We start from the raw sequence: 23,390 nt of genomic DNA on the forward strand, positions 1-23,390 counted from the left end.
TAATTCTTTATTTTAAATTTTACTTTAACCCAAAGGCGTAACTCCTGACTAGTTAAGATCAAGTGCCAGCTTATCCATGCGTTCGATAAGACTTTCGTTGCTGAATGGCTTAACGAGGTAATCATCGGCACCTGAATTTCTGCACTCCTGAATAATACTTTCCTGGCCAACAGCGCTTACCATAATTATTTTTGCCGAAACTTCTTCTTTTCGCAGTTCTTTAATAATGTCGATACCAAGCATGTCTGGTAAAATATTATCCATTGTGATAATGTCGGGTTGAAGATCAAGCGAAAGTTCAATGCCCTGGTCGCCCGTTGCTGCCTCGCCTACCACGAGGTATTTTCCGCTGTTAATCAACGTGCTTTTAATAGATTGTCTCATAAATAGAGAGTCGTCAACGATAAGTACTTTTTTCATGGTTCTGTTTAGTTTTTAATTTTATTGATTATATAAGTTGATATGTGATCGAGTGGTAATATTTCGTTCGCGGCGTTTAATTTTATGGCTTCCTTAGGCATACCAAAAACAACGCACGATTTTTCATCCTGAGCAATCGTGAAAGCACCGGCCTCTTTCATTTCCAGTAAGCCTTTAGCACCGTCGTCGCCCATGCCGGTCATGATAACGCCAAGAGCATTTTTTCCGGCATAGCGCGCCACCGATCTGAACAGCACGTCTACAGCCGGACGATGCCTGTTTACTAATGGTCCGTCTTTCACTTCCACGTGATATCTTGCCCCGCTGCGCTTTAGCAATAAATGCATATTACCCGGTGCAATAAGGGCCTGGCCGGGAAGTACAGCGTCTCCATTTTCAGCTTCTTTTACAGTGATAGCGCATAAGCTGTCCAGGCGTTTAGCAAATTGTTTGGTGAAGAGTTCAGGCATGTGCTGAACAATAACAATTCCGGGAGCATCCACCGGCATATTTACCAGAAACGTTTTAAGGGCCTCAGTGCCGCCTGTGGAAGCACCAACAGCTATAACTATTTCTGTGGTTTGAATTAAACTTTGGGATGTTTTTTTGCTTAACATCGCATCTGCAGATAATTTCGGCGCAACCTTTGCCGAATGAGTGCCGTCAGAAATGGCTCTTCTTTTTACAAATGCCATGGAGGCTATTTTAATTTTCTCACAAAGCTCGTTACTCACTTTTTCAAGGAGATCTTTTGTGTTTACTTTAGGCTTAGCTACCACTTCCACCGCTCCTGATTCCAAAGCATGAAGAGCTGTATCGGTTCCTTTTTCTGTTAGCGTTGAAATGATCACAACGGGTATGGGATGCTGCGACATCAGTTTTTTGAGAAAAGTAAGCCCGTCCATCCGTGGCATTTCTACATCGAGTGTAATAACATCGGGAGTAACTTCGTTGATTTTTTGTGCGGCAATGTATGGATCGGCGGCCGTTCCCACCACTTCTATAGCAGGGTCAGCAGAAAGAATATCCGACAAGGTTTGCCGTACCAGTGCAGAATCGTCGATGATCAATACTTTTATTTTTTTCATCTTATTGTTTTGATAGAAATTTCATTAGTACTTCTCCGGTTGACGAATCGAAACGGATTTTCCGGCCAATAGTACCACCCAGATTTTCCTTCGCTATTTTTATTCCATAAGAAGAAAGTTGCTCTTTCGCTATCTGGATATTTCTGTCGCCGACATTGATCGACGAGTTTATCTGATTGGCTCCTCCGAATATTTTTGCAATCAGATTTTGTTTTGATGAGCCCAGTTTGATTATTTTTTCAATTAATTTTTCATTCGCAATATTACCGTACTTTGGTGAAGCGAGTCCTTCACCATTCCAAAGAGGCAACATGTAGTGATTCATGCCTCCAATTTTAAGTTTCGTATCATACAAACAAACAGCCACGCACGACCCCAGAATGGTGTCGATAAGGTATCCTTCCTTCTCCACAAAAAGTGTGGATGGAAATAAATAGTGTTTGTTTAATAAATCTGTTGTTGTCATTTAAAATACGATGTTTTCACTATCTGCAAATAAAAAGTCATTACCATCAGAAGAAAAGATGTCGTTTTGCGATCCTGAGTTTTCAGATTCTTTAATGCGAATAGAGAATAAACTGCCTTTATCTTTTTCACTTTCCAGCATTATTTCGCCTTCCAGAAGTTCCAGCAGCGATTTTGTAATGCAAAGTCCAAGCCCATGTCCACCATAAGTTTTGGTCGATCCTTCTTCTATCTGGCGAAAGCGGTCAAAAATAATAGTTCTGTTAACTTCACTTATTCCCGGCCCACTGTCTAAAATGGCAAAGCATAATTGTCCTTCTTCGATTTCAAATCTTATTTGAACAGATCCGCCCACCTTACTAAATTGTATAGCATTAGAGAGAAGGTTGCTCAGAATTAAATGGAGTTTTTCAGGGTCGGAGCAGAAGGTAGCGTTCGTATTTATGGAGCTGCTAAGATGTAAATGGATGTGTTTTTTCTCTACCTGATGTTTAAAAGAAGAGATCGTGTTCTCTACCAGCGATACTATGTTCACTGAAACAGCAGATACGATTGCTTCGCCGGCTTCAATTTCTGCTGAAGCGAAAATATTACGCAACTGAAAGTCTAAACCAAAGGTTTCACTATAAATAAGCTTGGCGAATTTTTTAATGTTTTCTGCACTCATGTTGCCTTCCGAAATATTTTTTGCCAGTTCGAGAATAGATGCTACCGGGTTATTAATTTCGTTTCGTATGTTGGATAAAAAATTACTTTTTAATCCTTCAGAAACTACCAGTTTTTCATTGACACTTTTAAGTTCTGTCATTAGCAAAAGCTGCTCTCTGAATAGCTGTTCGTTTTTTTCGAAACGCTCTTTTAATTCATTTATGAGTTCTGTATCTGTAAGCGTAGTTGTCATGCTATTTGATTTTTCTGAAAATGGTGGGTTTAATTTGTTTTAGCGGAACATTAATTCCGGTGATGGACTCAGAGTGGCCCAGGAAAAAGTATCCATCGGGCTTTAGGTGCTCACACAATTTATTTATTACTTTTTCTTGTGTGGGTCTGTCAAAATAGATCAGCACGTTTCTGCAAAAAACCACGTCGTGATTTCGGGGAATCTGCTGATATTCATTATCCATCAGGTTAAGGCGCGTAAAGTTTGTTCTCTGTCTTATGTCTGAAACAATGCGCACGCTTGGGTTTTCTCTGTTTTTGCTTTTTAGTAAATATTTTCGTTTAAGACTTAAAGGGATATTTGCCACACGGTCTTCGGTGTATACTGCGTTAGCTGCTTTATCGAGAATACGTGTAGATATATCGGTTCCTAGGATAGAGTAATCAAAATGATTTTTACCATTCAGGTATTCATTAATCACCATGCCAATAGTGTAAACTTCTTCGCCGCTCGAACAGGCAGAGCTCCATACTTTGAGTGTGTCTCCCGACGAGGTAGTTTGAAATTCAGGCAAAACAGTGGAGTGCATAAAATCAAAATGGGCAGCTTCACGGTAAAAATCTGTTTTATTCGTTGATACCACGTCGATCATCTGAATTACTTCCAGATCGCCATTTTTCATAGAAAGCACAAAATCACAATAGTCTTTAAAAGAACTCATATTGTTTTCACGCAACCTTCCCTGCAGTCTTGCTTGTAGCATGCCTTTTTTAGCGGGAGGCATTTTTATTCCGTAGTTGGAATATATAAACTGACTCAGCCGTCTGAAATCAGCGTCGCTCAACTCTTTATTATACTGATTTATAAAATTCTGTGCTTGCATGATAATTTTTGCGTTGAGTCTTTTTATTAAAAACTTTCGTAATCACTGTCTGCCAAATCTAACTTCTGAGTTTTAGCAGTCGGTTTTCGTGATACAGGCATTTTAGAGTAGGGCGATGTTTTTTGTTTTACCGGATTAGTTTTGGAAGTGGTGGTAACCGTTGAACTGGTTTCTTTTTTTGTGTGCAAAGAAAGATTCTCTTCTAATTTAAAAAACGAAACCATCTCTTTCAGGCTTTCTGCCTGGGCGTTTAACTCCTCTGCTCCGGCAGCCATTTCTTCTGCGGTGGCAGCGTTTTCCTGAACTACCTGGTTTAACTGTTGAATAGCATTATTTACCTGGTCGGCTCCGGCATTTTGCTCCACACTCGAAGCGCTTATTTCCTGAACCAGGTCGGATGTTTTTTGAATGTTGGGAACCACACTGTTTAAAAGCTCGCCAGATTTTTGTGCAATGTCTACACTAGCGGAAGACACTTCGTTAATTTCTGTAGCAGCTAACTGACTGCGTTCGGCTAATTTTCTTACTTCTGCAGCTACCACAGCAAAGCCCTTTCCGTGTTCTCCTGCTCTGGCAGCTTCTACAGCTGCATTTAAGGCCAATAGATTTGTTTGGCGCGAAATTTCTCCGATGATTGAAATTTTAGTGGCAATGGTTTTCATAGAGTGTACTGTTTTACCAACGGCCTCATTGCTTTCTGTTACGTCTTTTGCCGCATTTCGTGCAATTTTTTCGGTTTGCTTTGAATTATTGGTGTTTTGTTGAATGTTAGCCGCCATTTCTTCCATCGACGAAGAGATTTCTTCTACCGAACTCGCCTGTTCGTTTGCTCCTTCCGACATTTGTTGGGCCGATGAACTCATTTGATTGCTGGCTGTAGAAATGCTAAGCGATGTTGCAACTACTCCCGAAATAACTTCATTCAGTTTTTCCATCATCACTTTAAGATCTTTGTATAAACCTACTTCACGTGTTTTTGTATATTCCCAGGTTAATTTACCGTTGGCCAGGTTGTTGGCAATGCTGGCAGCTTCGTATGGTTCACATCCTAACTGTCGTACAATGCTACGGGTTAGTAAAACACCCGAAAGGACAAGAAATATCAATACTACAGCGAAGAAAAGAAAAGCTATCTGTTTTATTTTTTTGGCCTGATCTATACTGGCAAGGTATTCTACTTCAGTTTGTTTCGAGCTTATTTCGGTGAGTTCGTTAATAGCTTCACGCATTTTATCAAAGTCGTTAATGTATTCACCGAAGTACAAAAGGGATGCGTCTGTGAATTTTTTATCCTTAATAAGCTGCTCCAGTGAAATTGACATGTCTTTTACGGAGTTGAATTTTTTGTCAAACACATCAAATGAGGAAGTGTTTTTTCCGCCCGTAGAAAGAAAAGTTGTTTTGAATTTACCAAAGCGTGTATTAAGCTGCTCAAGATTTTCATTAACATCTTTAAAGTCTACTGTTAACTTCTTGCTGCTATCGTCTTTTGCTACAAATGCCGTATTAATAACTTCACTGATGGTGAGGCGCGACTGGTAGGCGTCACGGTCGCCTTCTAATAAGGCAGTAATACTCAGCAAGCGATTGCTGTATATGCTGGTAACGTTTTGCGTGATCCCATCCAGATTAATAATGTTATAAGCAATGTTTACAATGTAAAGCGTGGTAATAACAATAAAGGTTATTAATACGCGCTGTCCTACTTTTAAATTTGAGAGTGATTTCATTTTTGTATGTCTATTTTTACGTTTGGTTGGTTTTCTGATTTTTTACTTTTAAAAAAAGTGGGACTAATGGTTACTACTGCATAAACATATTGTTTTTGTTTACTGACTTTTCCGCCAAAAAAGGCATCTAATGTAGGAGTACCAAACATAATGCAATGGCCCAGACTTGCTTTTATTGTTGATGACACTTTATAGTGTAAACTAAAATCATTTTCTGTGCCCAGGTAGCTTGGCAGTGTTATGTCCTTGTTTTTAGTGTCGTTTATTTTCGCATCTGTTTCAAAATAGTGTACATCATTTTCCAGAGAAAGTTTTGATGTAATCTTTAGTTTTGTTTTAAGATACATGTCTCTGATGCCGCAGAGTGTTGGTGTGTTTACATAAAAATAATCGAGTTGTCCGAAGTGCGCATGGGGCGATCCATATAGCCTGTCGAAGGTTTGCGATTTAGTATAAGAAGCGTCTTTCTGGTGGTTTTGACTCGTACCTGATCCAACATCCAGGCCCAGTGTCAGATCAAGAAATTTAGTCATCTTATAAGTAAGGTTCGCAGAATAGAAGTAGGCCGATACCTCTTTTTTGCTGGTGTTTTTTCCCATTTGGTAATAGAATAAACCTTTGAAAGAAAATCTTTTGCTGATTTCAAAACTCAGGTCAGGGCCAAACGTTTGGGTATAGTATATATTTGTAGTCGTGTCGCCTTTTTCCATACCATGGTTAAGGAAGATAAAAGAGACTTTAGCTTTTGTGAAATCCTGGTGCAACCATAAAAATTGCATGTTTTTGTAGAACTTATAAATATAGGGTTCGCGCTTCAGGTCCTGTCCGTTAGCGTTAAAAGCAAAACCCAGGTGCGACTTGAACGAAAATTTTTCAAATTTCAGTAAGCCGGCATCGTGCGCTCTTGTTCCCACCCAGTTAGGATCACTGAGTAAATATTCTGAATCATAAACAAATCCTTGTCTGCCTGCACGCACTGAAAAAGAAGGCGTAAAATGTTTTTCTACCCATCCCCTGTATAGCGCTATGTTTGGTAAATCGTCGCGGTCGCTTTGATCTCCCCAGAAGCGTCTATCCTGAATGATAATTTCGGCATCGAGATCATTTTCTTTTTTAAATCCAAAAATGATCCGGGTACGTTGAAGATTAAAAAAAGACGGTTTGTCTCCGGCATAGTGTGGCTTTCTGAAGCCCATGGAGTATAAGGGATTTAGTCTGAACTCGCCGTCAATACTTATCTCCTGTGCCTTTGTAGCAGTGTTGAATGCCATTGCCAGGCTGAAACAAAAAAGCAATCGGGTAGGAAGCTTCATCCTTGTTATAATCTTAAAATTTTTCATAGTCGCTATCTAATGCTAATACGGGCTCCGCCTGCAGGTCTAGTTTTACTTCTTTTATTTTTTTTGCCATTTTTGATGTGGTTGCGTGCAAATTTCGCAGCGCTGAAGGTTGGTGTGATTTTTGTTTTACGAGGTTTAGCGTACCCGATTCAATTTTAAAAAACGAAACCATGTCTTTAAGACTTTCCGCCTGCGCATTTAATTCTTCCGAACCGGCGGCCATTTCCTCGGCGGTAGCGGCATTTTCCTGAACTACCTGATTGAGTTGTTGGATGGCGTTATTCACCTGGTCGGCTCCGGCGTTTTGCTCCACGCTTGAAGAACTGATTTCCTGAACCAGATCTGATGTTTTTTGAATGTTAGGAACTACACTGTTTAAAAGCTCACCTGATCTTGTTGCAATATCAACACTTAGAGAAGAAAGCTCGTTGATTTCAGTTGCAGCTAGCTGACTTCTTTCGGCTAGTTTTCTTACCTCGGCAGCCACAACAGCAAATCCTTTTCCGTGTTCGCCGGCTCTTGCGGCTTCTACTGCTGCGTTAAGAGCGAGTAAATTAGTTTGTCGAGAAATTTCACCAATAATTGAAATTTTATTGGCAATTGTTTTCATTGAACCTACTGTTTTTGCTACGGCCTCGTTGCTTTCAGTAACATCTTTTGCTGCACTGCGCGCTATTTTTTCTGTCTCTTTTGAGTTGTTTGTGTTTTGTTGAATGTTAGCGGCCATCTCTTCCATAGAAGAAGAGATCTCTTCTACTGAACTGGCTTGCTCGGTGGCTCCTTCAGACATTTGTTGGGCTGACGAACTCATTTGGTTGCTGGCCACGGAAATGCTTTGAGAAGCGCTAACTACAAAGCCAATAACCTCCTGGAGCTTGGTTGCCATTTTTTTCAAAGAAGCTGCCAGGTCTCCCACTTCATCTTTTTGCTCGATAGTAATGGTCGCCGTAAGGTCTCCGTTTGCAATCTTTTCTGCAAGTTCCGAAGCTGCTTTTAAAGGACCGGCAATAGATTTGGTAATAGCCATGCCAATGAGTATGGATACTAAAATACTTGCCAGTGAAGTTATAAGAATGCCTGTAATAGAAGCCGCTACCAGGTCATCGGTGGCTTTCGCAGAACCTTCAACGATAAGGGCAATGTCATCCTCTGTCTTGAGTAATTCTGCATTCACACTATTTGCAATTTTGTCGAAAGCGTGGTCAGTCTTACTAAGTTCCTTCTTAGTGGTTTCAAGTAATACTTTAAATTTCTCTGTTTCCACGGGATTTGCTATAGCGTGAACCTGGCTTGTGTTTTCTAAAAGTTTTAGGTACTCGATTTTCTGAGCATGAAGTTTATTAAATAGGGGGGTAAGCTCTGTGTTATGCGTTTCATCAAGGGTTCGGGCTATTTTACTGACCCTTTCTTTTATGGTATCAAATTTTAAACCCCATTCTTTAGTACCACAAAGCTCTTGTATGATATTAATATTTTTGTCGAATCCTTTTATGGCCTCGGTGTGATTGGTTACCTGCTCCTCTACTTCTTCAGTAGCTTCAGAAGCTAAAACTTCCATTACCAGTTGTTTATCCCAGGTGAGATTATATTTCGCTTCGTTAAGCGCATCTGAAAGCTTCATGCTTTCGGTGATGTCGTTGCCTTGCTTATCGATCTGGTTAAGAGTGTAAACTATAGAGCAGGAGAGACCAATGAGTATTAACGTCACGAGTCCAAAAGCAACGGTTAGTTTAAATTTTATTTTTAAATTTTTTAATAATTTCATTTTTGTTTTATTTAATGTTTGTAAAAGTAGGTCCAGTACCAACGTTAACTTGTAATTGCTTTATACAGTTTTTGTAAGTGATTTCCCTTAGCTACACTTACAAGTTTTAAGCGACCTGGTTTTCGGTTTTAGGTTCCAGAATCGCTTCCAGGTCTTGCGAGGTGAAAACTTTATCAATGTCTAACAGCATCATGAACTGATCTTTCTCCTTAATCATTCCCTGGATAAAATCTGCGCGGTATTTTGAGCCAATGCTTGGAGAGGGTTGAATGTATTTTTCCTCCATTTCAAATACTTCGGATACAGAATCCACCATGGCGCCAACCGTTACTGTTTCGTCATTCAGGCCAATACTTAAAACGAGAATACATGTATCCACAGTCATTTCAATGGGTTGTAAGCCAAATTTGATACGGGCATCGATTACCGGCAACACGCCGCCTCTCAGGTTTACCACGCCTTTTAAAAAGTCGGGCGCGTGTGGAACTTTGGTGATTTTTGGAACTTCCAGAATTTCCATAATTTTCATTACTTCTATGGCGAAATGTTCTTCCGCTAGTTTGAACGATAAAAATGATTTTGTAGCTTCTGTTTTTTCGTCCCTGATTAATTTAGTTGCCATGATTTTTCTTCGGTTTGAATTTTTTTAATGAATAATTCTATTAGTTTGTTTGTATCGAGTACAAGCGCAATAGTGCCATCACCCAGAATGGATGCGCCTGAAACAAAATCTTGTTTTGTATAGTATTTGCCAAGGGGTTTTACAACTGCCTGGTATTCTCCAATAATAGTGTCAACACTTATTCCTACTTTACGTTCGCCGTTGTTAACCACTATCATTTGCGATTGAGCGTTTGGCATAGAAGAGTAGCCAAATTCATCTCTTAAATGAATAAAGGGAACTTGTTCTTCATCGAGTATGAGCAGGTTATTAAAACTACCCATCATGTCTTTATTATTTACTGCATAGCATTTGGTTATCACCGATAGTGGAATGATATAATTTACATGGTCGATCACTACCAGTAAGCCGTCAATAATAGAGAGGGTAAGTGGAAGTTTAATGGTAAGGGTAGTACCTTCGTCTATTTTCGACTCTACTAAAATCGTTCCTTTTAAATCCGTTATATTCCGTTTTACAACGTCCATTCCTACGCCTCTCCCTGAAACGTCTGTTACTTTTTGCGCTGTTGAAAAACCCGGGTAGAAGATGAGGTCGAAAATTTCTTTCTCACTCAAAAAGTCGGTTGATTTAATAATTCCTTTGCTGATGGCTTTAGAACGAACAGCGTCTACATCAATTCCTTTACCATCATCCACAATCTGAATGTATACAAACACTCCTGAATAAAAGGCTTTTAGTACTACCTTGCCTGAACGGGATTTACCTTTAGCCTCGCGCTCTTCGGCCCTTTCGATACCATGATCAAGACTGTTTCGGAGAATATGCATCAAAGGGTCCGTCAACGTTTCGATAATGGTTTTATCAAGTTCTGTTTCGCCGCCTTCTGTCAGAAATTCAATTTCTTTTCCCAGCACTCCCGATACATCTCTTACCATGCGTTGAAAACGTCCGAACATATTATTTATGGGAACCAGCGTCATTCCAAAAGCAATGTCTCTTAATCTTCTTGAAAGTTTTTCAACGTTTTCGGTAATGACTTCTAATTCGGTAATTTTATTGTTAGCTGCAAACAAAGACAAGCCCGCTTGCGTTGTTACAAGCTCACTCACAAGGTTCATGAGTTCATCCAGTTTGTCAGATGAAACGCGTATGCTGGAGATGGTTTTTTCTACTTTTTCCTTTTTAACAGATTTTAGTTCTGTTGTTTTTACCGTTTCAGCTGTTTCCGTTTTACCACTGCTTAGCTCCTGTAGTTTTCCTGCGAAAGCTTTTATTTCTTCCAGGTCGGTTTTTACATGCTTATAAATACCACGGTTAATGAATGCATCAAATTCTTTATTGTTTACAAGGTCTAGCGATCCTAGTTCTGTTATTTCTATTTTTGAACTGTCTTCTACAAATACAAAAACATCCATAAGGTCTTTGTCATTTTTTTCTGTTTCGAGGTAGATATCCCAGTAGGTAAAACAGCTTTCTGAAGCAAATTCCTGATTTTCTTCCGGCACTTTAAAATGGGGAATCATTTTACTTACGCCCATCGCCGCGAGTTCGCTTATTAAGAAAAGTGGATTGGTACCATTGTTAAAGATGCTCGCGTGAGGTTCAAAATAAATATGATAGGTTTTTAAAGTGTGTTCTGAGTTTGCCTGCTCTTGTTTGCCTGTGCTTAAGCCTTTTTGATTAATAAAATTAGTGATCTGGTGAATGAGCGTTTCGTGGTTGTTTTTATTTACAGGGTTCGAAAGATCTGAGTCGTGAATAATTATTTTTAGGTGATCGAGACATGAAAAAGTACAGTCGAGCAATTCTTTACTTAACTGCATTTCCCCCAGGCGGATCTTGTCATAAATGGTTTCGAGGTCGTGCACAAATTCGGCTATTACAGGCAAGCCAAACATGCTGCTATTGCCCTTAAGCGTGTGCATAACGCGAAACACTTCTTCAATGTAGGATTTATCGTTTGCGTTTGTTTCTAAAGCAAGCAAAGCTCTTTCCAGGTTCGATAGCAAATCGTTTGCTTCTTCCAGGTAGGTAGTTCTCATTGCGTCCATCAGCGTACAACTTTTTTTATAACGTTTATAAGTTTTTCTTTAGAGAATGGCTTTATGATCCAACCTGTAGCACCGGCATTGCGAGCCTCCTGTTTCTTTGCTTCCTGCGATTCGGTGGTTAGAATTATAACGGGCAGGTATTTGTGTTTTTCAGATTTACGAACCTCTTTCAAAAAACTAATGCCATCCATTACCGGCATATTTAAATCGGTGATAATTAGCTCAAGTGAAGGGTTGGCAGCAAGACATTTTAGTCCGTCTTCACCGTTTATTCCTTTAATAACAGTGTAGCCTGCACTTTCAAGTCCTGTAGCAATTACTTCACGTATGCTCTCAGAGTCATCGATTATTAAAATGTTTTTTTTCATGCGTTTTTCGTTAATCCGTTAATTTTGTTTTTGTAAGCAATGCCATTAAACCGGCATTAAATAATAATGACCTGTCTTCTTTTGATAGTTCAGCATCAAGACTGATATGTTTGTTAGAAAGGGCAGCGTTTGTTTTGAGTAAATGCGCTACCTGAATAGCAGCAAGGTCTATCTGCTCAATGTTTTTTAAAGTAATATCTATGAAATCATAGGCGTGCAACGACAGGGATATTTTTTCCTTAACAAACCCTGCGTTTTGAAGAGTAAACATTCCTTCAATAAGAATACTTATCTTTTTTGTTTTTTTTCTTTTTGAAGGCTGGAAAGACAGTTTTACGCCCTGTTCCTCTACGATGGAAGGAAGAAAATCGGCATTGGTATCGAATTCTGCTGACATTTTATTGTAATGAAGTGTTTAGTTGTGTTGGGTAGTACGAAATTTTCTTTTCCGCGTCTGACGCATTTTGATCTGAAACAGACAGTGTGCCGCTGGTGTAACTTTCATGTACAAACTCATAGTAGCTGGTAATTAACACCCTGTCGGGGTGTCTTCTGTAATGAAATTTTACCAGCTTCTTGAGCTCATCTTCTTTTATTCTTTTATCGTCAGCCACGCAGAGTAGCTGATTATCTTTTAAAATCCAGCTTCCGGCTTTATACCATACATAAAGATCTTTCTCAATTTTGTTATCATAGATTCCAAAATTGAGAAAACTGCCATCTGCGTAGAAAATGAGTTCAGCAGATTTGTGCGCCGAGAGGGAATCACGGAGCGCGAATTTTTTATAGATGGCCTTTTCCTGGGTTTGTGTGTGTATGGCGCCGGTTGACAGTAAATACAACACGCATATCAGGAGGGTTTGTTTTTTATAAAGGAAATTGAACATACTTTCGCTAATTGATCAGGACTCAAAATTACCGGCTCTATTCTGAAAGAAAGTAAGGGTTGTTTTTAGAAAAACTAAGGGTTTTATTTAGTGCAAAATAGGTGATTAACTCCAGTGGAATCCTTTACCGGTTTTTTACTTTTGTCTGAAATGAGCCGGTATGCCCAATAACCAGTAAATAGAACCTAGGAATGACACTTTGTAAGTGAAAAATGACAAGAACGAATACTATACTGTTATTGGAAAAAGATACCGTTATAGCGAGGGACATTGAGTCGACTCTTCGCAATTTTGGGTATGGTGTTTCAGATCATAAAACTAAATCATCCGATGTTTTTAGTTGGATATTGAAAGAAAAACCTGACTTACTTATAATGGAGGTAGAGTCTGGTGAAGAACAAAAATATTTAGAAACCGCCAGGTTGGTTTATCAAAACTATCAAATTCCGGTGGTGTTTCTCACAACAGTGGAGGGTAAGGAAGTAATGCGAAAATTAAAGTCTTCCACCTTACACGATTTTGTTTTAAAACCTGTTGTAGAAAAAGAGTTGGTTGACACCGTAGAACTAACTTTGTTTCGTCATGCCATGAAATGCAAGCTCCAGGAAAGCGAAAAAAAATACAATGAACTTTCTAACGCAATTCTTCAAACCGTTATCGAATGTGACCTCGGGGGAAAGATACTTAAACTCAACCGGCATGGTATGGAGATGTTTGGCATTACGGAAATTGAAATAGAACGTGGCCTTATGCTAACGGATTATATTTCCGGCAATGAATCGGGCTCTGTTTTAGAAGTAAGTAAGCAAAGTTGTTTTATTGATTCTGTGAATGTTAAGAGAGAGTTTTTGCTAGTAAACACCTTCAAAAAGGAATATAGTATTGAGGCAGCTTTAACTCCTTTATACGTAGATTACAAGCATAGCGGCTATAGGGGCATTTTGGTAGATGTAACGCACAAAAAGATTAAAAAAGAATTATTTGAACTTTTAGATAAGCTGAGTTTTTTATATGATCGTTCCGATGCCGACATCACAGAAGTAACAACCTATGTTGCCAGCGAGATAAGCAAAATAATTCCGGATTTGGATGCTGTTTGGTTTGAAGATTTTAATGGGCAAACTTCTCCATCTGAGTTTCTAAATACACAAAAGTCTGCACCGAGTTTTGCGGGCTATGCCGAATTTGTTGCAGGTTCAAAGAAGCCTTTGTTGCTGCGTGGAAAAGAGTTTGAAGTATTTAACCGTAAAGAAAAATTCCAAAATCCTTTAAATCTCAGCGCTTGCTGGATGGCCTTCCCCATAGAGGTTAAGAACGCGTCTTTGGGTGTATTCGTGCTAAATTCAGAAAGAAACCGCAGTGCATTGTCACTTGAAGATTTCGACAACTTAAATTGGTTTTTTAAAAGTGTTAATCTGTTTCTCGACAAATTAAACTGTATGAAAGAGTTATCGAGAAGCGAAAACCTTTTTAAAACGGCAGTTAACGCAAGTAATGAAGGATTTATTAAAATTGATTTAGATTCTAAAGTTGTTTTTGCTAATACCAAATTAGGTGAATTGTCTGGCTACACGAATGAAGATGTACTGGGCCGGAATTGTAGATTTTTTCTGCAGCGCAAAGATTTTAAACAACTGGCAGACACTATTGCCACGCGGAAAAAAGGTTTGAGTAGCCGGTACGAACTGAGAATAAAAACGAAATCCGGGGAGTTGAAGAATTTTTATGTCAGCGGAACGCCTTACCACGATGAAAACGGAAAGGTGATTGGCTCTATTGCAACTTTAACCGATCTTTCCGTTAAAAAAGAACAACTAGCTCTGTATGCGGCTACTGAAACGCTTTTACGTGAAATTACCAGTAAAAGCGACGTAGCTTTCTGGGTCTTTTCTTTCGAAACCAAAAGTATTCAATATTTAAGTCCGGCTTTTAAACTGCTGTATGAAATAACACTGGAGGAAATGTATAAAGTAGAAGGCCTTCGCAAATATATTCATCCCGATGATGTAGATAAAGTGCTTGGAAGAACCCTTAAAAACCTGAGCAGCGACGAACATGTTGTAAAGTACAGGATTATTACACCAGATGGGCGCCTGAAGTGGATTTGTGATAAGTCAATCGTTGTAAAAAATTCAGAAGGACGAGCCACAAAACTAATTGGTTACGCTCAGGAAATTACGAAAATTAAATTGCTTGAAGAGGAATGGCTCGGTGGAGAATTAGAAAAGGCAAAGATCATACGCTCTATTGCAGATTCTTTCATGATCGTTGACCAGGAGGGTAAAATAATTCAGTCTTATTTCAGAAAGAGCGAAAAATTATTTTTGCCTCACAAATCAGCACACATTGCAGGTAAAAAAATTGAGGAAGTAGTTGATGAAAGAGTTGCCGGGCGTATTCTCGAAAATGCCGGTAAAATTAACGGTACGCTCACTACTGCGGTGGTTGAAGTAGATGTTTACCGCAACGAACTGTTCAACTGGTACGAAATAAGAATGACTTCTTTTAAAGACGGAAGAATACTCATGATTGTACGCGATATAACTTCCAATAAAAACAGCATTGATAAAGTTCATAAGCTTTTTAATCTTGCAGAGCAAACTCACGAATTAATAGTGATAACCGATCGAAGCGGTAAAGTGGAATATGTTAATCCTATGTTTACAAACGTTACAGGTTACGAGTTTCATGAAGTTATTGGCAACACTCCTGATCTTCTGAGATCTGGCAGGCACAGCAAATCATTTTACAAAAACCTCTGGAATACTTTGAAATCAGGCCAGCCTTTTAAAGCAGATTTTTACAACAAGAATAAATTTGGCGAAGTCTTTATTGAAGAGAAAATTATTACGCCTTACTTAGACATCAAGGGAGAAATCACTAACTTTATATCTACAGGAAGAGATGTTACACACGAAAGGCAGGAGGCTCTTAAAACTGTTAGAAACAATCATCTTGAACAAACACTGGCAATTAAGAGACAAAAAAGCAGAACTCTGTCATTAGCTCAGGGGCATGAAAACGAAAGAAGGAAGTTTGCAAAAGAGATTCATGAAGGGCTAAATCAGATGCTTTCAGTGGCTATGATGAATCTTGAGAATATTGGAGATAATGAGTTAATTACTGTTGAACAAAAGAATAAAATTGAATTTGTAAATAAGATTATCGGAGAAATTATGAAAGATCTAAGAGGCCTTTCGAGCAATCTTTCTCCTGTAAGTCTTTTTGAATTTGGTTTGTATGCTGTCTTTGCTCAACTGGTTAAAAAACTCCATACTGAGTTTAAAACCCTTGATATTACGTTTAAGTCGAATATAGAAAATCTAAGATTTCCCGAGGCAGTGGAACTTAATTTTTATAGGATAATACAGGAGGCTTTGCAAAATGCGCTGAAACATTCGGGGGCAAGCACTATAAACATGGCACTGAATTATCGCGATGGCAAACTTATGTTTCTTATAAAAGACAATGGAATAGGAATAAACAAAAGAGAATTGGCTGCAAAAAAGAAAAAACTTTTTGGCCTTTCAACTCTTGAACAAAGAGCGGTGCTTATTGGAGCAGAATTAGAAATAACCACTACTAAAAATAAAGGTTTCGAAATTAATATAGCGGTAAAAACAAAAACAATAAAACTATGATAAAAATACATCTCGTTGAAGATCACCACATCGTGAGATATGGAATCAAGAATATGCTGGACCTGAATCCTGAATTTAAAGTAATTGGCGAGTCAGATAATGCTGAAGATCTTTTGCTGGAGCTCCCTGCCTTAGATGCCGATCTCGTAATCACTGATATTTCTATGGAAGGAATGAACGGCATTGAACTTACCAAAAAAGTGCGGAAGATCAGGAACGGTGCAATAAAAGTTCTGGTTATCAGTATGCATGCCGATGATCTTTATATTAACCAGTGTTTCGAAGCTGGCGCAAATGGCTATCTTTTGAAGGATTTTAAAAAGAGCGAACTCTACGCAGCCATTGAGAAAATCGTAAAAGGTGAAAAATACATTAGCAGGTCAGTATCACAAATTCTGGCGGATAATTTTATTAATAAAGAATACAATAGTAAAACCGCCGGAGGTTATAAAATTGAAATAACAAAGCGTGAAAAGGAAATTATACAACTTATAAGTGAAGGGTTAAGCAATAAGGAAATTGCCTCCAACCTTCTCTTGAGCATCAGCACAGTGGATGCTCACAGGTATAACATCTTAAAAAAACTGGAAGTGAAAAATACAGCTGAGATGATTACCAAAGCCATAAAGCTTAAACTTATTATTATTAATTAGGGAGTCTTTGTTCAGCGTTCTGACTCAAAATAACAGTCAATATTTATAAGTTCTTCGGCAATTAACCTGAAATGATCCATAAGGTCTTCTGTTGAAGCACTTTTGTGGATCTTTGGCAAGTCCTTTAAATACTCACGCAGCAGTTCAACACCAAAATAGCTGGTGTAATTATTCAGTTCGTGAAATATTTTACTTTCCGTCGAATAGTCATTTGCCTTAATAATAGAATCTACTTCTAAAATCCCTTTTTTTACAAGGTCTTTAAAATGATTCATCCAGTTTTTGATCAGTTTTTGGTCGCCGTTGCTAAGGATGTTTAACCGGTCTAAATTGTACTGGTTCACCTCTTTAACCTGTATTGCAATGTTTGCGAAGTTTTTAACTTTTGCCACAGCGTTTGGATTTTTGTTTTTTTCAAACTCACCTAAAACTATTTTGTGAAGATCGCTTATTTCAAAAGGTTTTAATAGAAAAGAATTCATACCCGCATCTTTGCATTTTTCGAGGGAGCTTTTGTCTGAATATCCTGATATGGCTATAATGGGAGTTTGTATGGCATGTCGGTTCCGTATAACTTTTGTTACCTCAATCCCGTTTAATAAAGGAACATTCACGTCCATTAAAATAACATCGTAGGGTTGACTTAAAATTTTTTCCAGAGCTTCTTCACCGTTGGTGGCAATTGTAGTATGCGCTCCGTAACTTTGAAGTACGCTTTCAATCAGGCGTTGATTCAATTCGCTGTCTTCTACCACTAAAATGTTTTTTCCCGAAAAAGACGCACAGCTTGGTTTTTCTTCACGCTGTGTTTTGTGTACAAAGCGTTCTAACGAAATTTCAATCGCGAAATTGGGGCTTAAAGAAGCCCCTGGTGTACTTGTAATTTTTCCATTAACAAAAAGTAGAAGTTCTCTTGCAGTGAGCAGGCTTATTTCATGCAAAGACGAGCTGTCATAGGTTTCGGCCACAAATCCTTTTTCTTTGTAAAGATTATTAATCTCCAGTAAAATAACATCGTATTTATCACGCCGTTCTTTTACGCTTGCTGTAACAGTAATAAACCCTTTTTCAGACTGATTAAGCAGCGCACTAACAAGCCGCACTAATGCTTGCAGCAATTTATTTTTATTGCCTGTGTATAAGTCAGGAACGGCATGAGCATCAATTACAAAATTATTCGCGGTGTTTTTTAGCGTAATGTCTACTTTGGTCTGAAGAATTTCTAACAGTTCTTTTAACCTGAACACTTCTTGATTTTCTTTACTGTTATTTGGTTCCTCTGTATATACCAGGTCGGTTAAATTGCTGGTGAATTTCATGATGGCATTTACCGAGGCATTAATTTGTTCAAGGCTTATTTTAAAAGCTTCGGGAAACGAATTTTGGGAAAGGAGATCGGAGTTTTGCAGGAGCTGTGAAAGGGGAGTTGTAATACCGTTACTGATATTTTTTAAAACATAAGATCTGAACCGCAGTTCTCTTTCCAGGTTCTCTCTTTCTGTTTTTTGTTTGAGGTGATTTTTTATTCGTAAAATTAATTCATCCGGGTTAAAAGGCTTCGCAATGTAGTCAGCTCCACCCGCATCAAAACCGTTTTTAATGCTTTCAATTTCAACCGATGCTGTTAAAAAGATTATGGGAATTCTGCAAGTAGAGTCGTTTTGTTTTAACGCTTCACATACTTCGAAGCCATTCATCTCAGGCATCATTACATCGAGCAGTATCAGGTCGGGCTGTTTGCCTGCCGCCAGTGCCAGCGCTTGTTTACCTGTGAGGGCGGCCAGTATGTTAAAGCCGGCGTTTTTTAAACTATTGCCAAGTAACTTGAGATTTTCTGATGAATCATCAACTATGAGTATGGTTGTATGGGTGGTCATATTTGGGAGGGTATGGGGGTTTATTTAATTTTAACTCCAATTAAAAGCATATCGTCGGTTTGTTCACCATTGCCTTTCCATTCTGAAATGGCATTTTGGAAAATTGTTTTCTGTTCAATCATCGGTTTTGCGTTTGCTGAAAGTATAATTTTTTCTAAATTTTTTTTCATGAATTTTTTTTGTTTGCTCCCGCCAATCTGGTCTGTTATACCGTCTGAAAGCAGGTATACACAACTTCCTTGTACGGGATGAATGAGATGCTTTTGGAAGGTTTTGTTAGCGTTCCCGTCTCCAATATCATGGCGACTGGCTTTCACTTCAAAGATATCGTCTCCGTGTGCCATCAGCAGTGAGCGTTTTGCTCCCGCATAATTAAGAGTGCCTGATTTTCTGTCAAACACGCAAATTGCCATTTCAAGCCCCACATGCATGCCGCCGTTTTTTTGTTTAAGGGTTTCTGCTACCAAAACATCCATTTGTGAAAGAATTTTTTCAGGAGAGGTAATCTTATTATCTTTTACAAGGCGTTCGAGTAATACTATACTTATGGTAGTTAATAAGGCACCTGGAACTCCATGCCCCGTGCAATCGCCAAGCACAAGAATGTCTTTGTTTCCCGAACGGTGCGACCAGTAAAAATCACCACTGACTTTTTCTTTGGAGTTAAAAAGTATAAAGTGATCCGGGAACTGTTTATTCAGTATTGCTTGCTGTGGATAAATAGATTTTTGAATGTAACTCGCGTAAGACAGGCTTTCCTGTGTTTCAGTATAAATGTCTTTAAGCTTTTTGTGATAGTCGTTGGCCCTTATTGCATATTCTTTTTTTTCGGTAATGTCGGTTCCGTTTACAAGGCACCCAACTATTGAGCCTTGTTTATTCTGGATAGGCTCCAAGAGATATTGAAACCAGTAGTGCTTGTTATCTGCATCGTATTTCCGTTCAAAAGAAAGTGTTTTCCCGGTAAATACGCTTTTTACTTTTGTTTCAAAGGAAAGTCTGTTAGCAAGAGGAATGTAATGTAATATTGAATCACCGATCCTATACAATTTTTGGTTAAAAAGAAATTCTCTTTCGTTTGCTATTTCATTAAACGCAACGATCTCGAGTTGCTTATTAAGCGTTATAAAAGAATGATACCTGCTTTCAAAAAGCGCACCTAATTGCCCTGAAGAGGTGTGTGTTTTTAAATGATTTTTTACACGCGCCAGTACTTCCGGGGGGTTAAAAGGTTTCCTGATGTAATCCACGGCTCCCAGTTCAAGTCCTTTTAAAAGACTCTCGGTTTCCGAAAGTGCGCTGATAAAAATAATGGGAATTTCCCGGGTCTTTTTTTTGGATTTTAGAAGGCTGCATACTTCAAATCCATTCATGTCAGGCATCATCACATCAAGCAGTATAAGGTCGGGGAGTTTTGATTCGGTAATCAGCACTCCTTTGCGGGCATCCAAAGCTGTAAGTACTTCGTAACCTTCTTTGCTCAGTAAAGATGCTATGATCTTTACGTTGGCCGAAGAGTCATCTATAATCATGATGCGCGGCCGGTTAAGACGGCTGTGGTGCTGGTCTATCGCTGTGTGCGACGTTGTATAGAGTTGCGGATCAGTCATTGGGGTAGTCGTTCAAAACGGTTTTAAGTGCATAAAAAGCAGCATTCATTTTTTCAATATCAAAGTTTTCAGCATGTTTTAATAAATTCTCACAATGTGTTTCCAATGATTTACTGTGAATGGTAGAAGCATAGGTGCTCAATTTATTTGTAAAGCTAATGATGTCGTCTATACTCATAAGTTTTGATATTTTGAGCCAGTGGTTCCAGAAGTTGGCGCTAAGCTCTTGTCGTAAATCTTCTGAAAGATCATTCACAAGAAATTCTTTTTGTTCCGGCAAAGGCATTCTTTCTTCGTCTGTGCGAATTTTATGTGCAAGGTAGCAACTGAGCACACTCACAAGATTTTTTTTACTCACGGGTTTTCGCAAGTAGTCGTTGCACAAGGCCCTGATCTCTATCTCACTTTGTTTTAAAGCTGATGCAGTAAGAGCAATAACAGGAATATTCAGATATTTCCTTTTTTTACGGATAATTTTTACAGCAGTGTACCCATCCATTACAGGCATCATCATATCCATTAAAATAAGATCGGGTGTTTCCTTCTTAAGCAAGTCTATAGCGTCCTGCCCGTTTTCGGCAATAATTATCTGAAGATTTAAAGGTTCGAGAAATCCTTTTATTATTTCGCGGTTGGAAGCAACATCTTCTACAAGTAAAATTTTTTGGCCCATGAACTTATAATTAAACTCATGTCCCGCGCATTCATCTTCTTCTATACTCGATACACTTACGTCCGGTATCATAACAGAAAAAGTGGATCCTTTTTCGGCTTCACTTTCGAGTGTAATGTTTCCATTCATAATGTCAACGAGTCGTTTCGTAATGGTTAATCCAAGACCTGTTCCTCCATATTTGCGATTACTTTGCCCGTCTTGTTGTTTAAAAGATTCAAAGATAAGCTGATGCTGATTTTCGGGAATACCAATGCCCGTATCTATTACTTTAAAAAGTAAAGAGATCTTACTTTGGTCTCTTGTTTTATTTATGCTTTCTATCGAAAGGGTAACCGATCCCTGGTGTGTAAATTTCAGCGCATTGCCTAAAAGGTTAAATAATACCTGACGAATACGTGTTTCATCGATGAGTATATTTTTTGGTAATTCGTTTTCAAAGCGGATAATGAAGTCTAAGCCTTTTTCGTAGGCTTTGTGAGAAAATAATTGTTTGAATTCACTAGCCAGTTTCTCCAGGTTTACCGCCATGCTTTGAATGGTCATCTGTCCGGCCTCAATTTTTGAAAGGTCAAGAATGTCACCAATAAGTGAGAGTAAATTTTTTCCGCCGGATAGAATACCATCAATGTAACTTTCGTATTTTGGCCCTTTAGTGTTTCCTTTTAAGAGTTCCGAGAATCCTAAAACAGCGTTCAAAGGGGTACGTATCTCATGACTCATGTTCGCTAAAAACTCCGTCTTGGCCTTATTTGCTCTTTCAGCTTCTTCTTTAGCCTCAAGTATTTTAAGCTGAGCTTCTTTCATATCATCAAATTCTGAGATATAACCGTACCATATTCTTGAATTGTCTTCCTGTTTTTCAGGACTAGCTTCCATTTTTTTCCAGGAAATTTTTCCACCCTGGTCTTCAAGTATGGTCCTGTATTCGAGGTTAATACTTTTTAGAGTACGTGAAGATTCAGCAAAGGCAAGTTTCATCCGCTCCAGGTCTTCAGGATGGATTTGTTTCCAGGATAATTCGGCATTTTGTTTTAGTACTTCCACATCAACTCCTAATCGTGTGGCAGCCTTCTCGCTGAGTGAATTAAATCGCCGTTCGCCTGTTTCAAAAATCTGGTATTCAAAAATAATGCCGGGTACCTGGTCATTCAAACGCTTATAAGCTCCGTTTATTTTTTTAAGTTTTAATTCGGCACGCTTTAACTGAGTGATGTCCTGTATAATTCCAAGTGACCGGTATTGTTTTCCGTGGTCATCAAAGTAAGTGATGCATTTGTCTGTAATCCATTTTATTCTACCGTCTTTCATCAACAGCCTGTAAGAAATTTCGTATTCGGTAATTCCGTCTTTCAGGGCTTTTTGGTAGGAACGCAAAACATAAGGAGCGTCTTCCGGGTGAATGTATTTTGTATAGAGATCGTCGGATGATTCTATCTCGTGGGGCTCCAGTTCCATCAGCCGGTACAAACCTTCAGACCATAAAAGTTTATTGGATGGAACATGTAATTCCCACCAGCCTATTTTCGAGAAATTCTGTAAAACCGTAAAATCGCGCAGTATGTGTTTTTGTTCTTCGGTGTCGGTAGCAATAATACAGACGGATGTAACCTGTTTGTCTTTCTTTATGGGGATAAACTTTATAGCATACACTATAGTTGTTTTTCCCTCCAACAACAAAGGTATTTCTAAATAGTCAATATTTCCAAAGTCAAAACAATGTGAGAGTGTTTTTAGAAAAGTAGCTTTTAGGTTAACAGGCACAATGTGGAGGATGGCGTCTGCCATAAAACCAGATCCTTCGGACGGAAATGTATTGGTATTCGTGTCAATCACACAAAGTTCTTTGTCGATCACAAAAACAATGTCATTGTCATTCTTTTTAAGCAGGACATTCTCTTCAATAGGAGCATTTAATTTTTCGCTCTCTTTTAAAAGGAAAGGAATTATTTTTTGTACCTGTTGGATAAAATAGGTAAGTGATTTTTGACTGCAGAATACATGAGGCTCTTCAAAACCCAGCACTAACGAGCCCAGCGAACGCCCTTCATTTACCATTCCGATATAATTAAGGCTCGAGCATTTTAAACCATAAAGGGAAAGTGAATCGTCTGGCAAACACTGTGTGAATGTTTCAGCAAGCACAGTAGCACCCATTAAACTTTCATTCAGCCAGGTAGCTTTGATCAGGCGACGGTTCGCCGTTTCAATAGAGCCGGATACACAATGTGTTTCCAGTAGTGCTGTCTTTTCTTTAAAAATGTTAATCAGGCACCAGCTCGCTCCGGATAAGGTTAACGCGTCGTCGCAAATGGTTTGCAGCGACAAATGTGTTTTATCATGCCCAAAATAGTTAGATAAGATGTCGAGCAGATGGTCCTGACTATCCGGTTCTCTGCTCAAAGTTGCTTCTGTAGGTCGTTTTATTTCCATG

18 protein-coding genes are annotated in these 23,390 nt (G+C 38.7%); 2 read left to right on the top strand and 16 right to left on the bottom strand.

Features of this window, described 5'->3' with window-relative positions; all coding sequences use genetic code 11:
• Positions 1 to 48: 48 nt before the first annotated feature.
• The 13 genes from CNR22_18865 to CNR22_18925 form a co-directional block, all read right to left on the bottom strand.
• Positions 49 to 420 carry a response regulator gene (locus CNR22_18865; protein PBQ33755.1) on the bottom strand — a complete coding sequence of 124 codons (372 nt, stop codon included), beginning with the start codon at positions 418 to 420 and terminating at the stop codon, positions 49 to 51.
• An 8-nt stretch (positions 421 to 428) separates the two neighbouring features.
• Complete coding sequence (locus CNR22_18870; protein ID PBQ33756.1) at positions 429 to 1,508, bottom strand: chemotaxis response regulator protein-glutamate methylesterase; 1,080 nt, start codon at positions 1,506 to 1,508, stop codon at positions 429 to 431.
• 1 nt (position 1,509) lies between these two features.
• Complete coding sequence (locus tag CNR22_18875) at positions 1,510 to 1,974, bottom strand: chemotaxis protein CheD (protein PBQ33757.1); 465 nt, start codon at positions 1,972 to 1,974, stop codon at positions 1,510 to 1,512.
• On the bottom strand, positions 1,975 to 2,874 hold the full coding sequence (locus CNR22_18880; protein PBQ33758.1) for a histidine kinase: 900 nt from the start codon (positions 2,872 to 2,874) through the stop codon (positions 1,975 to 1,977).
• A gap of 1 nt (position 2,875) precedes the next feature.
• Positions 2,876 to 3,736, bottom strand: a complete 861-nt coding sequence (locus CNR22_18885; GenBank protein ID PBQ33759.1) for a chemotaxis protein CheR — start codon at positions 3,734 to 3,736, stop codon at positions 2,876 to 2,878.
• Positions 3,737 to 3,762: 26 nt separating this feature from the next.
• Positions 3,763 to 5,466: a chemotaxis protein gene (locus tag CNR22_18890; protein PBQ33760.1), complete on the bottom strand. Its 1,704-nt coding sequence runs from the start codon at positions 5,464 to 5,466 to the stop codon at positions 3,763 to 3,765.
• The gene (locus CNR22_18895; protein ID PBQ33761.1) at positions 5,463 to 6,806 is read right to left on the bottom strand and encodes a hypothetical protein; all 1,344 of its coding nucleotides are present in this window, start codon (positions 6,804 to 6,806) and stop codon (positions 5,463 to 5,465) included. Before CNR22_18895 ends, CNR22_18890 begins: the two co-directional genes overlap by 4 nt.
• Entirely contained in the window at positions 6,793 to 8,571 is a 1,779-nt protein-coding gene (locus CNR22_18900; GenBank protein ID PBQ33762.1) for a chemotaxis protein, read from the bottom strand. The genes CNR22_18895 and CNR22_18900 overlap by 14 nt, the downstream gene beginning before the upstream one ends.
• Positions 8,572 to 8,677: 106 nt before the next feature.
• Positions 8,678 to 9,193 (bottom strand): chemotaxis protein CheW, encoded by a 516-nt coding sequence (locus CNR22_18905; GenBank protein PBQ33763.1) that lies wholly within the window; start codon positions 9,191 to 9,193, stop codon positions 8,678 to 8,680.
• A complete protein-coding gene (locus tag CNR22_18910; protein ID PBQ33764.1) occupies positions 9,178 to 11,247 on the bottom strand; it encodes a chemotaxis protein CheA in 2,070 nt (689 codons plus the stop codon). The genes CNR22_18905 and CNR22_18910 overlap by 16 nt, the downstream gene beginning before the upstream one ends.
• A complete protein-coding gene (locus CNR22_18915; protein PBQ33765.1) occupies positions 11,247 to 11,615 on the bottom strand; it encodes a two-component system response regulator in 369 nt (122 codons plus the stop codon). The genes CNR22_18910 and CNR22_18915 overlap by 1 nt, the downstream gene beginning before the upstream one ends.
• A 10-nt stretch (positions 11,616 to 11,625) precedes the next feature.
• Positions 11,626 to 12,012 carry a hypothetical protein gene (locus CNR22_18920; GenBank protein ID PBQ33766.1) on the bottom strand — a complete coding sequence of 129 codons (387 nt, stop codon included), beginning with the start codon at positions 12,010 to 12,012 and terminating at the stop codon, positions 11,626 to 11,628.
• A 1-nt stretch (position 12,013) separates the two neighbouring features.
• Complete coding sequence (locus CNR22_18925) at positions 12,014 to 12,502, bottom strand: hypothetical protein (protein ID PBQ33767.1); 489 nt, start codon at positions 12,500 to 12,502, stop codon at positions 12,014 to 12,016.
• Positions 12,503 to 12,714: 212 nt separating this feature from the next.
• Between CNR22_18925 and CNR22_18930 the strand changes: the two genes are divergently transcribed.
• Entirely contained in the window at positions 12,715 to 16,143 is a 3,429-nt protein-coding gene (locus CNR22_18930) for a hypothetical protein (protein ID PBQ33768.1), read from the top strand.
• Positions 16,140 to 16,796, top strand: coding sequence for a DNA-binding response regulator (locus CNR22_18935; GenBank protein PBQ33769.1), 657 nt, complete (start codon positions 16,140 to 16,142; stop codon positions 16,794 to 16,796). The genes CNR22_18930 and CNR22_18935 overlap by 4 nt, the downstream gene beginning before the upstream one ends.
• Positions 16,797 to 16,807: 11 nt before the next feature.
• Here CNR22_18935 and CNR22_18940 read toward each other — a convergent pair whose 3' ends face one another.
• The 3 genes from CNR22_18940 to CNR22_18950 are packed head-to-tail and all read right to left on the bottom strand — an operon-like array spanning position 16,808 to position 23,389.
• Complete coding sequence (locus tag CNR22_18940; GenBank protein PBQ33770.1) at positions 16,808 to 18,673, bottom strand: hypothetical protein; 1,866 nt, start codon at positions 18,671 to 18,673, stop codon at positions 16,808 to 16,810.
• A gap of 20 nt (positions 18,674 to 18,693) precedes the next feature.
• Positions 18,694 to 20,283, bottom strand: coding sequence for a hypothetical protein (locus CNR22_18945; GenBank protein ID PBQ33771.1), 1,590 nt, complete (start codon positions 20,281 to 20,283; stop codon positions 18,694 to 18,696).
• Positions 20,276 to 23,389, bottom strand: coding sequence for a hypothetical protein (locus CNR22_18950; protein PBQ33772.1), 3,114 nt, complete (start codon positions 23,387 to 23,389; stop codon positions 20,276 to 20,278). The genes CNR22_18945 and CNR22_18950 overlap by 8 nt, the downstream gene beginning before the upstream one ends.
• Position 23,390: the final 1 nt, after the last annotated feature.

The sequence above is a fragment of the Sphingobacteriaceae bacterium genome (genome assembly GCA_002319075.1).
Lineage (GTDB): Bacteria > Bacteroidota > Bacteroidia > B-17B0 > Aurantibacillaceae > Aurantibacillus.